Source organism: Bacillus sp. EKM208B, from assembly GCF_011800725.1.
In the GTDB taxonomy this organism is placed as follows: Bacteria; Bacillota; Bacilli; order Bacillales; family Bacillaceae; genus Bacillus; species Bacillus velezensis.
Map to the genome: position 1 here is coordinate 23,286 of NZ_JAANHO010000005.1, position 13,882 is coordinate 37,167.

10 protein-coding genes are annotated in these 13,882 nt (G+C 46.6%); 1 reads left to right on the top strand and 9 read right to left on the bottom strand.

Annotated features, from left to right (window positions below; genetic code table 11):
* Positions 1–6: 6 nt before the first annotated feature.
* The 9 genes from G9F75_RS10375 to cdaS form a co-directional block, all read right to left on the bottom strand.
* On the bottom strand, positions 7–753 hold the full coding sequence (locus G9F75_RS10375) for an MBL fold metallo-hydrolase (protein ID WP_021493910.1): 747 nt from the start codon (positions 751–753) through the stop codon (positions 7–9).
* A 73-nt stretch (positions 754–826) separates the two neighbouring features.
* A complete protein-coding gene (odhB, locus tag G9F75_RS10380) occupies positions 827–2,074 on the bottom strand; it encodes a 2-oxoglutarate dehydrogenase complex dihydrolipoyllysine-residue succinyltransferase (protein ID WP_021493911.1) in 1,248 nt (415 codons plus the stop codon).
* A gap of 15 nt (positions 2,075–2,089) precedes the next feature.
* The gene (gene sucA / locus G9F75_RS10385; protein ID WP_014418120.1) at positions 2,090–4,924 is read right to left on the bottom strand and encodes a 2-oxoglutarate dehydrogenase E1 component; all 2,835 of its coding nucleotides are present in this window, start codon (positions 4,922–4,924) and stop codon (positions 2,090–2,092) included.
* A gap of 227 nt (positions 4,925–5,151) precedes the next feature.
* A complete protein-coding gene (locus G9F75_RS10390) occupies positions 5,152–7,068 on the bottom strand; it encodes a nitric oxide reductase activation protein NorD (protein WP_017417967.1) in 1,917 nt (638 codons plus the stop codon).
* Between the two features lie 10 nt (positions 7,069–7,078).
* Positions 7,079–7,969, bottom strand: coding sequence for an AAA family ATPase (locus tag G9F75_RS10395; RefSeq protein ID WP_003153758.1), 891 nt, complete (start codon positions 7,967–7,969; stop codon positions 7,079–7,081).
* A 77-nt stretch (positions 7,970–8,046) separates the two neighbouring features.
* Complete coding sequence (locus tag G9F75_RS10400) at positions 8,047–8,637, bottom strand: superoxide dismutase family protein (RefSeq protein WP_029974251.1); 591 nt, start codon at positions 8,635–8,637, stop codon at positions 8,047–8,049.
* 83 nt (positions 8,638–8,720) lie between these two features.
* The gene (locus G9F75_RS10405) at positions 8,721–9,959 is read right to left on the bottom strand and encodes a C40 family peptidase (protein WP_128496681.1); all 1,239 of its coding nucleotides are present in this window, start codon (positions 9,957–9,959) and stop codon (positions 8,721–8,723) included.
* Between the two features lie 322 nt (positions 9,960–10,281).
* A complete protein-coding gene (locus tag G9F75_RS10410; RefSeq protein WP_017417971.1) occupies positions 10,282–11,493 on the bottom strand; it encodes a macrolide family glycosyltransferase in 1,212 nt (403 codons plus the stop codon).
* Between the two features lie 118 nt (positions 11,494–11,611).
* Positions 11,612–12,238, bottom strand: coding sequence for a sporulation-specific diadenylate cyclase CdaS (gene cdaS / locus G9F75_RS10415; protein WP_014418125.1), 627 nt, complete (start codon positions 12,236–12,238; stop codon positions 11,612–11,614).
* A 277-nt stretch (positions 12,239–12,515) separates the two neighbouring features.
* Here cdaS and G9F75_RS10420 point away from each other — a divergent pair, with 277 nt between their 5' ends.
* Entirely contained in the window at positions 12,516–13,877 is a 1,362-nt protein-coding gene (locus G9F75_RS10420; RefSeq protein ID WP_021493914.1) for an MATE family efflux transporter, read from the top strand.
* Positions 13,878–13,882: the final 5 nt, after the last annotated feature.

A 13,882-nucleotide genomic window follows, 5' to 3' on the forward strand; every position in this document is an offset into this window, starting at 1 on the left:
CCGCTCCTATCCTTTTTTATTCTGCAGATCATGAAACAGGCGCAAAAGCGCTTTTTTTACATCCCCCTGAAATAAACCTCCATGATAACAAATCAATTGGCGGATATCGTAATCGAGCAGCAGCTGCACAGAACGGACCGCATCATCCATATGTAACGTATAACTAGGATTAGCAAGGTTCAGCTTTCCGTCTTCAATGACGACCGCATCACCTGTGACCATAGTTTTTTCGGCAGGCAGATAAAGACTGATATGGCCGGGTGTATGACCCGGCGTGGCTACAACGCGAATGCCTCCGCACCAAGGCAGCAGCTCGCCGTCAGTAACTGTCCGGTGAACTGGAGCCGATTCGACTGATTGAAGCGAGCGGATGAACTGTTTTGCATAAGGCTTTGCATCCTCTGGCAATGAACAAAACGTTGATTCAGCCTGCTCAAGCCGTAAAGATTTTTTAGAGCCGTCAATATACGGCGCTTCACGCTCATGTGCTGTCACGCTGACATCCGGATGCAAACGGTGTAATGCAGCGAGTGAGCCGATATGGTCTATGTCGTGATGCGTTACAATAATTTTTGTCAATGAATGAAGCGACATTCCATGCCGGACGGCAGCATGTTGAAGATGGTTTGTAAAACCGGGATATCCGCAGTCTATTAATATCGTGTCATGTTCGTCTTGCAGAAGAACCGGAGTGATAGAATGCAATTCTTCATTATATTCAAATTCGATCTCAAGCGGATAACAGCTTTTCATATAAATTCTCCCCTTCTCTCAATAAAAAAAGTACACTGCTTGTAAGGGCAGTGTACTTTTTGTCTGTCTCAAATTATCCTTCCAGCAACAGCTGTTCCGGATCTTCAAGCAGGTTTTTAATGGTGACAAGGAATCCGACCGCTTCTTTACCATCTACAATTCTGTGATCATATGATAAAGCGATGTACATCATCGGACGGTTTTCAGAGCGCTCCGCATCAATCGCTACTGGGCGCAGCTGAATTTTGTGCATACCTAAGATCCCAACCTGAGGGCTGTTTAGGATTGGTGTTGACATTAGCGATCCGAATGTACCTCCGTTTGTGATCGTGAAGGAGCCTCCTTGCAGCTCACCTAATGTTAATTTATTGTTTCGCGCTTTTTTCGCAAGTTCGCCGATCTCTCTTTCAATGCCGGCAAACGTCAGGCGGTCAGCGTCACGCACGACTGGGACGACAAGCCCTTCTTCAGCCGCGACAGCGATACCGATGTCATAGAATTTTTTCACGATCAGCTCATCGCCTTGAATTTCAGCGTTAAGGAGCGGGAATTTTTTCAATGCAGCCACGACGGCTTTTGTAAAGAACGACATGAAACCGAGTTTTACTTCGTTTTGCTCAAGGAATTGGTCTTTACGGCGTTTTCTTAGATTCATAACGGCCGTCATGTCAACTTCGTTAAATGTAGTCAGCATCGCAGAAGTCTGCTGCACTTCAACCAATCGTTTCGCGATCGTCTGTCTGCGGCGGGACATTTTTTGCACTTCGACAGGTTTGTCAAAGCTTTGCTGTGTTTTTTGAGCCTGCTGTTTCGGCTGTGCCGCAGGTTTTGAAGCCGGTTTTTCATAAGCTTCCACATCTTGCTTGCGCACGCGGCCGAGCGGGTCCCCCGTCGGAATTTGTGATAGATCAATTCCTTTTTCCCTTGCCAGCTTGCGTGCAGCCGGAGACGCTATCGTTCTGGATTTCGCTTCTGATTGTGCTTCCTGGCTGACTTCTTGTGCAGCAGGTTCAGCTTTTGCTTCCTCTTTCGTTTGTTCATTGGCTGGAGCACTTTCTGAAGGGGCGGGTGCAGAACTTTCGCCAGCGCCTTCTGTAATAGTACCGATAATTTCTCCTACTTGGACGGTATCACCCGAATCTTTCAATACCTCTTTTAGAACACCCGATTCTTCTGCTGTCAATTCAACATTTACTTTGTCCGTCTCCAGTTCAAGCAAGTACTCACCCTGTTCTACATAATCACCGGGCTGCTTTAACCATTGGGCTATCGTTCCTTCTGAGATTGATTCTGCTAATTCAGGTACCTTAATTTCCGCCATTTTTTCATTTCCCCCTTAGTTTTTGCGAGTCAAGCTATCAGATACAATGCGTTCCTGTTCTTTTTTGTGGACTGTCGGATCTCCTTCTGCGGGACTGGATCGTCTTCTTCGGCCGATGTATTGGACATTTACTCCTTTTGGCGCGATTTCCGTCAGATACGGGCTGATATAACTCCATGCCCCCATGTTCTGCGGCTCTTCCTGAACCCAAACGATCTCTTGCAGGTTCGGCAGTTTGGCGAAAAGCTCCTTCGTATCTTTTGCCGGGAACGGATACAGCTGTTCGATTCTGGCAATATGAAGCCAATCCTTATCGCCTTCCATTTTGTTGAAGTGATCGCTGATATCAATTGACACTTTTCCGCTTGATAATACGACGCGAGTCACTTTTTCGTAAGCATGGGAAAGTCCGGACTGCTCATAGACAGGCTTGAATCGGCTTTCGCTCAGTTCCTGCACTTCAGATACCGTATTCGGGTTGCGCAGCAGGCTCTTCGGCGTCATGATCACAAGCGGGCGAATTTCCTCACGAAGCAGCATTTTCGCTTGTCTTCTTAAAATGTGGAAATACTGAGCCGCACTTGTCAGGTTGGCCACCGTCCAGTTGTTTTCCGCCGCCAGCTGCAGGAACCGCTCGACGCGGCCGCTGGAGTGTTCAGGGCCCTGCCCTTCGTAACCGTGAGGCAGCAGCATGACCAGGCCTGATTTTTGTCCCCATTTTGCCCGTCCTGCGGATATAAATTGATCAAAATAGACTTGAGCCGCATTGGCAAAGTCCCCGTACTGCGCCTCCCACATCACAAGCGTTTCAGGCGAATACACGTTGTATCCATATTCAAAGCCGAGAACCGATCCTTCAGAGAGCGGGCTGTTATGCACCGTAAATGAAGCAGCGCAGTCGTCTAAGTGATGGAGGGCAACAAATTCTTCTCCTGTTTCGCTGTCATGCAGCACAAGGTTTCTTTGAGCGAACGTTCCGCGCTCTGAATCCTGTCCGGTCAGCCGGATCGGCGTGCCGTCTTTCAAAATGGAAGCAAACGCAAGCGATTCAGCCAATGACCATTCAACTTTACGGTCATCATCAAACGCTTTTGCACGTCTTTCCAGAATTCTTTTCAGCTTGCCGAACACGTTAAAAGATTCCGGCCAGTTGATAAGTTCGCCGTTCAGCTTGCGGAGAACATCAAAATCAATGGCTGTGTCAACGTCTGGAAAACCGTTGGACACCGGTTCCGGCAATTCAATTTCCCGTACGGCGTCTTCTTTTTTGGCGGGCACCTTTTTATAGGCGTCTTCAATTCGTTTTGTCACTGCCGTTTCGATGTTTTGCGCTTGTTCCTCGCTGATCAGTCCTTCACTTACGAGTTTTTCCGCAAAGATCCGCTTGACAGTCGGGTGTTTTCTGACGGCGTCATACAGCATCGGCTGTGTCGTTGACGGCTCATCCATTTCATTGTGGCCGTACCGTCTGTATCCGATTAAATCGATTAAGAAATCTTTATTGAACCGCTTCCGGTATTCAACCGCAAATTTAACGGCTGACAGGCATGCTTCCGGATCATCCGCGTTGACGTGAACGATCGGGATTTCGTAGCCCTTAGCCAAATCACTGGCATATTTCGTGGACCGTGATTCATCGCTTTCTGTTGTAAAGCCGATCATATTATTGGCGATGATATGAATGGCCCCGCCGACCTGATAGCCTTTCAGAGAGCTTAAGTTCAGCGTCTCGGCGACAATGCCTTCTCCCGGAAACGCTGCGTCACCGTGAATTAAAATGGCGAGCGATTTTGTTTCGTCTTGAACCGGGTACCCCTTTTGCGTTCTTGTTTCCTGTGCCGCCCGCGTGCTTCCTTCCACAATCGGATTGATGAATTCCAAGTGGCTCGGGTTATTTGCAAGCGTAATCCGCGCGCTTTTGGTTTCAGCATCCTGAAGCTGTCTGTCTGCACCGAGGTGATATTTTACATCGCCCGTCCAGCCGTAGCTGATGCCGGTCGATCCTTCAGACGGCACAAGGTCTTTATTCGGCGCGTGCTGGAATTCCGAGAAAATAATCTCATACGGTTTGCCGAGCACATGCGCAAGCACATTTAAACGGCCTCTGTGCGCCATCCCGATATTGACATTGGTTGTGCCCGCTTTCACAGACTGGGCGATAATGTCGTCAAGAACCGGCACAAGCGCGTCTAATCCCTCAATTGAGAAACGCTTCTGACCGACGAATGTCCGGTGTAAAAATTGTTCAAATCCTTCTACTTCCGTCAGTCTTTCTAAAACGGCTGACAGTTTTTCCGGTGAATTTTTCCGGAACAGTTCTCCGGATTCGACCATTTTTGTAATCCATGCGCGCTCTTCGAAATCATGCACATGGTCAAACTCGAAGGAGATGGTTCTTTTATAGGTATTGCGTAAATGCTGGATGGCTTCTAAGCCGTTTGTTATATTGGCAGGTGCGTCTTTACAGATGACAGACGCGGGTATTGCTTTCATTTCTTCTTCTGTAAGCCCGTACTCGGATAACGGAAAGAGCTCGCTCTTTTTCGGATCCTTTCTGAGCGGATTGACGGAAGCGTTCAGATGGCCATAGGTTCGAATATCTTCTGCAAGTTTAACTGCTGCTGCGATCTTTTGAATCAGATCTGCGGTGACGCGTCCCTGTTCCTTTGTTCCCGATGCCTCTTTTATTTGGCTTGGCGGAGCGCCGAGTTCGTCAAACATGTCTTTCAGATCCGGATCAATGCTGTCTGGATCTTCAGCATATTGGTCGTACAGCTCCAGTGCGTAGCCGAGGTTCGGTCCGTAAAAATCTTCCCAATTCATTCTTTGTTTCATATTATTTTGAAACATTTGAATATTACCCCCAACCTAGATAATCAAGTGATCAATTCACTATCTTGAAATAACTTTTGAACGCTGTGCCCAAAATTATGTAATAAAAACGCTTCCAAGGATATTTTACCACTGATTGCGTTTGGATTCTACCTTGATTGTTCACAAAATAGTAAAAAAAACAGATCAATACCGAAAAAATTAAATCATTTTAAAATAAAAAGCGAAAAAGCATAGGAAAAAGCCTATCCTATGCTTTTATGAAGCAGTTTTTTCAAGAGCGGATACAGTACATCGGGCAGCTGATCGACATCCGGAACAAAAATACTGTACTTTCCGTACATATCCTGAATGGTTTTCATCTGTGATTCTTCTATCGCAGTATTGGACAGAAAAACATTTATGACTTCTATCCCTTTTTTTCTCGCTTCGATGACAGCCTCGCTCGTATCGACGATGCCGTTTTGTTCGTATCCGAATGCTGCCGGCTCTCCGTCTGAAAACACGATTAAAAATTTTTGCGCCTCACTCCGCCGCATCAGCTGTTTCGTCATTTGTCTGATGGCGTACCCGTCTCTGTTATCTTCTTCAGGCGCAAGCTGCATGATCAGCGGACCCGCCGCCTGCAGCAGCGACTCTTCAAACGGAATGACGGTATTGAAGAAATTCGGCTGGCTCGTTTCGGTCGCTTCGTTCGTATCCTCCCAAAATCCGACGATCTGGTGCGGTACGGACACTGATTTCAAGGCTTCATGAAAAAGAACGATCCCTCTTTTTGTTTCATCCATTTTGTCGAACATGCTGGCCGAACAATCGACAAGCAATGTAAAAACGGCGTCAATGTCTGAAGATGGGTCCTGCTTTTTATAGAAAAGGCGCGGGTTCCGCTCCGTAAAATAACGGATCAGTTTGCGATTCAGCCGGCCTGCGTGAAGGTCGGTCCGCGGGAGCGTTTTTTTGTGCTCAAGTGTTTTTTGTATCATCTGCTTCAGGCGTTTTTGATATGATTCTATCGTTTTTGCCTGTTCTTTATAAGACTGCTCCTCTTCAGGAGACGCTTTATGAGGCGTTTGATAAACCGGGAAGGCAAATTTGTTTTCTTTTCCGTCAGCCAGCCCCGCGCCCTTATGTTCATCCTGAATGGATTCAAGCGCTTCCAGTTTGGAGTAATCCTCTCTTTTCGTCTGACGTGCGGAGCCTTGAACGGAGCCGAGCGCCTGGTCACCGTCATCGCCTTCTCTGGCCGCGTCTTTCCCAAGATCTGATTTCGCGCCGTGCTCAATATCAAATTGAAGGAAACTTTTTGACGGCGCTTCGGTTTCCCGGTGCCACGTATTCATTTTCTCTTCAAGGATTTCTTCATCTCCGTCGGAAGACTCAGGGAGCGTGAGATCGTCACTTAACGAAGGCGCTTTTTTTACGCTTTCGAATAAAGGCTCTTCAGCCGCTTTTTCGTAATCAAGTTCCGGCAGAAAAAAGTACGTGTTCAGCATATCTTTCTCAAGCACTTCATCAAGGCCTTCCATGAGGTCTTCCGTTATTCTTGCGATTTGTTCCGTAGAATCCGCCTCATACACCCGGATGAGCTGACGTTCAATATACGGTATCATCATATCAATATGTTCATGCATGGAAGGAATGCCTTCAAGCGGAGACTCAGCCGTCAGCTTGACAAACATCGCGCAATACAAAGCGTCGGTGAAAATGCTCCGTTCTAAATTCAATGTCAGCTGCGTCGTGAAATATTTCCTGTACATCTCCCTCCGCTTCTGAAAAACACGTTTCGTTCCCGGCCGTTCTTTTTTGATCAGCTCTTCAATTCTGATATCCTCAAGCAGCATAAACAGCTGCTTGGCAAAGCTTTGGCGGGTAAAGTGCCGGTGAACGTCATTTAAAAACCCCGCAAATTCCCGAAATGAGCTGCTGCGTGTTCCGACAGCGCGCAAATAGACATCGCTTTTCAGGCCGGCTTCCATATCCCCGGCTGAGCGGTCTTTCCAAAAGTGGCTCATGTAAATTTTCTTTTCAAAGGGATTGTAGTAAGACTGCACGCCGTATTCCACTTCAACTTCACTGCTTCTGGTCAGTGTTTTGGCCAGATCAGTCAGCATCATGAACAAAAACGAATCAATCGTGCTGTCGTTAAATTTGATAAACTTCATTGTATGTCCCTCATTCGAACAGCGTTTCTGCAATATTTCTGACAGCGGCTTTTTCCCTGTCGTCGTCAAGTTTTTCTACGATGCCTCTTTCAATCGCCCGTTTCGGCGGGATGTACGCAGCCAAGTCGCACGTATCAATGAGAGCCCTGATGGACGCCGCTTCTTCTGACACTTGTCCGTTATGCGCTTGTGCGATTAAATCAGAAGACAGCGTCATAAAGCGTTCAATTAATTTCTCATCTTTTAAGACAGACTGAGAGGTCAGCACCTGTTTCAGGAGGCTTCCTTTAATATACGGAACATCAATGATGACAAAACGGTTTTTAAGGGCTTCGTTCAGCGGAACGGTGCCGACGTAGCCTTCATTAATCGCGGCGATAACACCGAATCCTTCGCTTGCCTTAATCACTTCTCCTGTAAAGGGATTTGTCATCATTTTTCTGTAATCAAGCACGCCGTTTAGAATCGGAAGGGTTTCAGGCTTTGCCATATTGATTTCGTCAATGTATAAAAAATGTCCCTCGTTCATTGCGGTTGTTACAGGTCCGGGAACGAATTCAATTGTCGCCTGTCCCTGTTCATTTTCAATCGTTTTATAGCCGACAAGCGCTTCTGCATCAAGGTCTACGGAGCAGTTGACGCTGTGCATCGGTTTATGAAAATAGTTCGAAAGCGTTTCCGCCAATTTTGTTTTCCCTGAGCCCGTCGGTCCTTTTAATAAGATATTTTTTCCCATTGTCAAAGCGATGACGGCATCGAATACAATCGCTTTATCTTCGGCCTCATAGCCTGATGATCCGATTAAATCCCGGAATTCTTGGGAAACGGGATGATTTTGATAAGCCTGCAGTTTGTTTTGTATATCTTCCGGAAGTGATAGGTGCTGTAATTCTGAAGTCATAGGTGATGTTTCCTTTCCATTTGTATTCCATAACCGAGTATACTAAAAAAGCCCTTGTATACTCAATACAAAAGGGCTCATTCCCTGCGGGCGCTTTTTGTCAGGGGAGCGCAGGCGATTCTGGCTCCGGAATTTCCGCTTGGGTTTGTTAAATAATCGTCCGTATGTTCATGAATGACGAACGCACTTCCGTCCCGGTCGAGCAGGCTGAGTCTGCTCCCTTCTTTTAATGAAGTTTGCGGCGCGTTCATAATGACATCCACTTTACCGTCAGCCCCCACTTCAAGATTGGGGAGATCCCCGGCGTGATGACCCATCGGATTGTTGAAGCCGTGTTCTTTGTTCAAAGGGTTGAACGGTCCCCCGGCTGATTCGAAATCAGGTGCCTGACAAGTCCCTTTTTCATAAATATGAAATCCGAGAGAAGTGCCGGGCGGCAGATGCCCCGCTGATATATGAATGTCTGACCCTTCATCATCAGATTCCCTCACTTCGATATATCCGATCGTTTTTCCGTTTTGATTGATGAGTCCGGCATGCTCACGGTATGCAGATGCTTCCAATGCGCGGCTTTCCTCATGTTTTTTGGGCGGAACGGGAGCGGGTCTCCCCCCGCAGCCGCAAAGCGTAATTGATGCGAGCATGAGAAAAAGCAAGAGACGATGCATGCTTCCTCCCCCTTGTTTTTTTACCCATCAGTCTTGTCAAAACGTGAAAATGGTAAACAAAAAAAAGCCCCGAAAGGCTTTTTTTAAAAATAACTGCGCGCTCCTAAATACGCTTTTTTCCAATACGGATTGCTTAAGTTTGAAACTTCAACCCCGGAGGAGCTTGCGTGAATAAAATCTCCTCCGCCCAAATACATTCCCATATGAGAAGGGCCCGCTTTATATGTCGTAAAGAAGACGAAGTCGCCAGCTGACGGCTGGCTGATATGTTTCATCGTATTCCAATATCCGGCCGTGCTCAGACGGGAAACAGAGCTTACCTTATTTAAAAGGTAATAGATGTAACCGCTGCAATCGAAGCCCGCAGGCGTATTGCCTCCCCAGCGGTAAGGCACGCCGACATGTTTTTTCGCCTCGCCTATCATTCTGTCAATCTTTGACCCTGTCACCGGAGGTTCGGGAGTATTCGGCTTGTTTGGCTTTGCCGGTTTGTTATCCGGCTGCCGCACAGGATCTTCTGTTTTTCCCGTTCCGTTAATCACCAGAACTTGTCCGATTTGAAGCACATCAGTTGTCAATTTATTTTTTTCTCTGATGAGCTGAGCGGTGATGCCGAACCGATTAGCAATTTTCCAGAGGGAATCGCCTGCTTTTACTTTGTAAGTGGATGGCTTCTCAGAAGGGTTTGAATGAGATGGCGGTGTTGTGCCGCTGTTTCCGTTATGTGAACCTTTGATCTTTAACACTTGATTCGGATACAGCATGTCTGATGTTAATTGATTCAGCTTTTTCAGTTCGGCGATGGTGACGCCGGTTTGATTGGCGATTTTCCACAGCGAGTCACCCGGCTTCACAGTGTAAGTCCCTGATGCGCCTTTATCAGGCTTTGTCTGTCTGCCGCCTCCGTCCGTGCCGCCGGCAGACCCTTTAATTTTCAGTTTCTGGCCGGGATAGATGACATCTGAACTCAAACGGTTCAGGCTTCTCAGCTCAGAAACGCTCATTTTGTATTTTTTTGCGATCACCCATAATGAGTCTCCGTATGTAACTGTGTAAGCACCCGTGCTTCGTTTTCCTTTTTGACCCGTTTTATGTGTGCCGCTGCCGTCAGGAATGTGCAGCCGCTGTCCTGGGTGGAGTATCGTTGATTTCAGTTTATTTTCCGCCTGCAGGGCTGAAATACTTGTATGATATTGCCGGGAAAGCTTCCAAAGAGAGTCGCCGCTTTTTACTTGAATGGTTTTTGCTTCAGCTGGATGCACGGCGAAGGTTGAAGTCATTACTGCAGATACAGCCAGACCGGCTGCGATTTTTTTCTTCATATAACGAAAAACCTCCTATTTATCATTGCTGAAAGGGACGTTCCTTTTCTTTGGACGCCGCCTGTTATGCAGGATTCATTCAGAAGTCGACATTAATTCCGATTCATTTGGCCTTAGATCATCACCAATGCCACACATTTTACATAAATTGAGAACATTTCACAAAAGACTTTGGAATCATTTTCATAACATGGCTTTTTTCCGCGACATTCCACCTTTCTTGTCTGTTTTTCATACAATTCTCTTTACGGCGTGAAAAATCCTCCCGAAAAACAATCAAAAAAAGCCCGCTTCCTTTAAAGGAAGCGGGTGACGGCTGTGATTACAGAACCCGGGTCTCGGCAGTTTTCACGTCTTCTGCTATCAATTCCGCTGCACGCTGTGCTCCGCCGGCCGCTTTCAGGGATTCTCCGATTTCAGAAGCTTTTGTCTGATATTCAGGATTTTCGCTCAATTCTTTTATTGCTTCAGTGAGCAGTTCGGCTGTTACATCTTCTTTTTTAAACATCTTGCCCGCGCCCGTGTTTTCCACTTGGCTTCCGACGGCGAACTGATCTGCGCCCATCGGAATGACGATCATCGGGGTTTTGTAGTAAAGCCCTTCGCTCGTACTGTTCATTCCGCCGTGAGTGATAAATAAGTCCGCTCTCTTCAGGATCTCAAGCTGCGGAACATAAGGCTTTACAATGACATTCTCAGGAATTTCATCAAGCTCCGCCGGATCAAGATGTTTGCCGATTGACATGACGGCTTTTCCGTTAAAGTTTCTGGCCGCTTTTAAGCATTTATTAAACAATTCCTTCTGATTGTTAAAAATCGTGCCCATGGAAATAAACAGGACGTTTTCTCCTTCAAGCTGTTCAAACGGGAAATCTTGAGCCGCCGCCCTTTCGGTTATGGACGGACCGACAAAGAGATAAGATTCGCCAAACTCTTCTTCTTTCGGCTGAAACGCTCTTGAAGTAAACACGATGGTTTTTCTGCCGTCATTTGAGAAAATATCATACGGCGTTTTAATGTCTGCGCTGAATTCTTCATTGAGCCGGCTGACCGCTTCGGTATAAGCCGGATAATGAGATGATTCCTCTGATACAAGGTTTGTATTTGAAAACACTTCTTTAATAAATGCTTCATTCATTGCAAATGTCGTACAAAGTGAATATGCCGGCAGTTTCAGCTGGTTTCTCACGAGCCTTCCTGCCAGAAAATGATGATCATACAGGATGTAGTCGTAGGATTCATCCTTTACTTCTTCAAGAATACGGAGAGCGGCTTTTTTGGAAGTCTCAATCATTAATAGTAAAAACTCGGTAGCGTCCCGCTGTTCATCACCCGTTGCGTTTTTTCCGAATTCATCTTTTCGGAAATCTTCATATTCACGGAATTCCGCTCCGCTTGACGCGATTTTGTTCTCATATTCCTTCACGCCGTAATATACGACATGTTCCCCTTTTGCCTTCAGTTCTTTTACGACTCCTAAAGACGGATTGATATGGCCTTCTCCCGGAAAGCCGATCATCAATACATTTGCCATCTTTCCACTCCCTATTCTTTTAAATTTTATGTATATTTAAACGATAACATCAATACAGAAAAAGGTAAAGATGTTCACCTTATTAATATTAAATGGGTACAATATTCCCATTTTCTTATTATTTCGTATGAAGCGCCCGCGGCGAAACAAGCGGATACAGTCCGCCGTCTTTAGCAAAGGACATTTTTCCCGTTTCTTCTGAAACAACGAGCACGAGTGCATCAGTCACGGCCGAAAGACCCATCGCGGCCCTGTGGCGCGTCCCGTATTTGAGATCGACATGTTTTGTTGTGAGCGGAAGCACATTGGCTGCTGATACAACCCGGTTTTCTCTGACCAATACGGCTCCGTCGTGAAGCGGATTGCCGGGATAAAAAATACTCTCAATTAAAGCCGCACTGATCTCGGCATGCAGGCTGGTCCCTTTTTGTATTATTCCGTCCAGCGGATCTGCACGTTCAATCACAATCAGCGCTCCGTGTTTTTCTTCCGCCAGATGCTGCACGGCCCTCGCCAGCTCTGTATAGGAAGGCGTAAAATGTTCGATATATGTCTGCAGGTAAAACGACGAAGCGACAGCCTGCATTTCCTGAAACGTATGTCCCAGTTCATCTAATTCGCAAAGAAGGCATTGGTCTTTTTCATCCAATGTCCGCAGTATCATTCCGGCATCCTCCGTAATTTGTTTCAAATACGTTTGAACGGCAGCGGTAAACGCGCTTTCCGTCATTTGAGTGTGGCGCATGTCACATCAGCTCCTTTCCCTTATTTTCTGCATCGCGCGCATGGATATGCGCCGCTGTGTGCACCATAATCATGAAAGGAGGCGCACATCATATGGAATTCGCACGGCTGATGCAATATATCTGCACTTTTTTAGGGGTCATTTCACTTTCATTCATTTATGCCAAGATGTTTAAAAAGCCGAAACCGGACAAAAAAGAGTAGGCCGGCTTTCATTGCTTTTTATACATAAAATGTTATAATTTCTCTCGTTAAAATAAAGAAACGGGGAACCTAACTTGAGAGAAACGAACACGATCGGCCAAAAGGTCAGACAGCTGTTACATATCTTCATTCCGATTTTAATCACACAGGCGGGCCTTTCCCTGATCACCTTTTTGGATACGGTGATGTCAGGAAAAGTGAGCGCCGCCGATTTAGCCGGGGTTGCAATCGGTTCAAGCCTGTGGACACCGGTTTATACGGGCCTTGCAGGAATATTAATGGCCGTTACGCCCGTTGTTTCGCAGCTGTTTGGAGCCGGCAGACAAAAGGAAGTGCCGTTTTCCGTCATCCAGGCCGTTTATGTAGCGGCCGTTCTCAGTGCGGCGGTTATCCTGATCGGCTTTTTCACCGTTGATATGATCTTGGGACATTTGGGACTGGAACCTCGTGTCCGGACGATCGCAAAACACTTTTTAGGATTTTTATCCCTCGGTATTTTTCCTTTGTTTGTGTACACCGTTTTGCGCTCGTTTATTGATGCACTCGGCAAAACGCGAGTCACAATGCTTATTACGCTTTGCTCATTGCCTATTAATTTTGTTTTAAATTATGTATTTATTTTCGGGAAATTCAACATGCCGGCATTGGGCGGAGTCGGTGCGGGGTTCGCTTCCGCCCTGACTTACTGGTGTATTTGCGCCATCAGTTTTTTTATCGTCTGCAGATTTGAGCCGTTTGCCGGGTACTCTGTATTTCGGAAACTGTACCGTTTTTCTCCGTCTGAATGCAGAAAACTTTTGAAAATCGGTTTGCCTATCGGTTTTGCGGTATTTTTTGAAACGAGCATTTTTGCGGCTGTCACACTGCTTATGAGCCATTTTCAGACGGTGACGATTGCAGCCCACCAGGCGGCAATGAATTTTGCCTCCCTCTTGTATATGCTGCCGCTCAGCGTATCCATGGCCATGACCATTTTGGTCGGCTTTGAAGCAGGCGCAAAGCGCTATAGAGATGCCCGCTCATACAGCTATATCGGGATCGTGATGGCGCTTAGTTTTTCTTTATGCACGGCGGCTTTCATTTTACTGTTCAGACCGCAAATCGCCGGAATGTATACATCAGATCCGGCGGTGCTCATGTTGACGCAGCACTTTTTAATCTATGCGCTGTTTTTCCAGCTTTCTGATGCCGTAGCAGCTCCGATACAAGGCGCTCTGAGAGGATATAAGGATGTCAACTATACACTCGGCGCGGCTTTTGTGTCGTATTGGATTATCGGGCTTCCGCTCGGTTACGCAGTCGGCACTTATACGGGCCTCGGGGCATACGGCTACTGGATCGGGTTAATTGCAGGACTTGCCGCAGGAGCTGTCGGTTTATTCTTCAGACTGATGAAACTGCAAAAGCGTTATGTGAAAAAAATGATGATTTTATAAAGGAG

What these genes read in the sequence shown, in the direction of transcription:
- G9F75_RS10375 (WP_021493910.1), bottom strand. Translation starts at nt 753, where the DNA reads ATGAAAAGCTGTTATCCGCTTGAGATCGAATTTGAATATAATGAAGAA.
- odhB (WP_021493911.1), bottom strand. Translation starts at nt 2,074, where the DNA reads ATGGCGGAAATTAAGGTACCTGAATTAGCAGAATCAATCTCAGAAGGA.
- sucA (WP_014418120.1), bottom strand. Translation starts at nt 4,924, where the DNA reads ATGTTTCAAAATAATATGAAACAAAGAATGAATTGGGAAGATTTTTAC.
- G9F75_RS10390 (WP_017417967.1), bottom strand. Translation starts at nt 7,068, where the DNA reads ATGAAGTTTATCAAATTTAACGACAGCACGATTGATTCGTTTTTGTTC.
- G9F75_RS10395 (WP_003153758.1), bottom strand. Translation starts at nt 7,969, where the DNA reads ATGACTTCAGAATTACAGCACCTATCACTTCCGGAAGATATACAAAAC.
- G9F75_RS10400 (WP_029974251.1), bottom strand. Translation starts at nt 8,637, where the DNA reads ATGCATCGTCTCTTGCTTTTTCTCATGCTCGCATCAATTACGCTTTGC.
- G9F75_RS10405 (WP_128496681.1), bottom strand. Translation starts at nt 9,959, where the DNA reads ATGAAGAAAAAAATCGCAGCCGGTCTGGCTGTATCTGCAGTAATGACT.
- G9F75_RS10410 (WP_017417971.1), bottom strand. Translation starts at nt 11,493, where the DNA reads ATGGCAAATGTATTGATGATCGGCTTTCCGGGAGAAGGCCATATCAAT.
- cdaS (WP_014418125.1), bottom strand. Translation starts at nt 12,238, where the DNA reads ATGCGCCACACTCAAATGACGGAAAGCGCGTTTACCGCTGCCGTTCAA.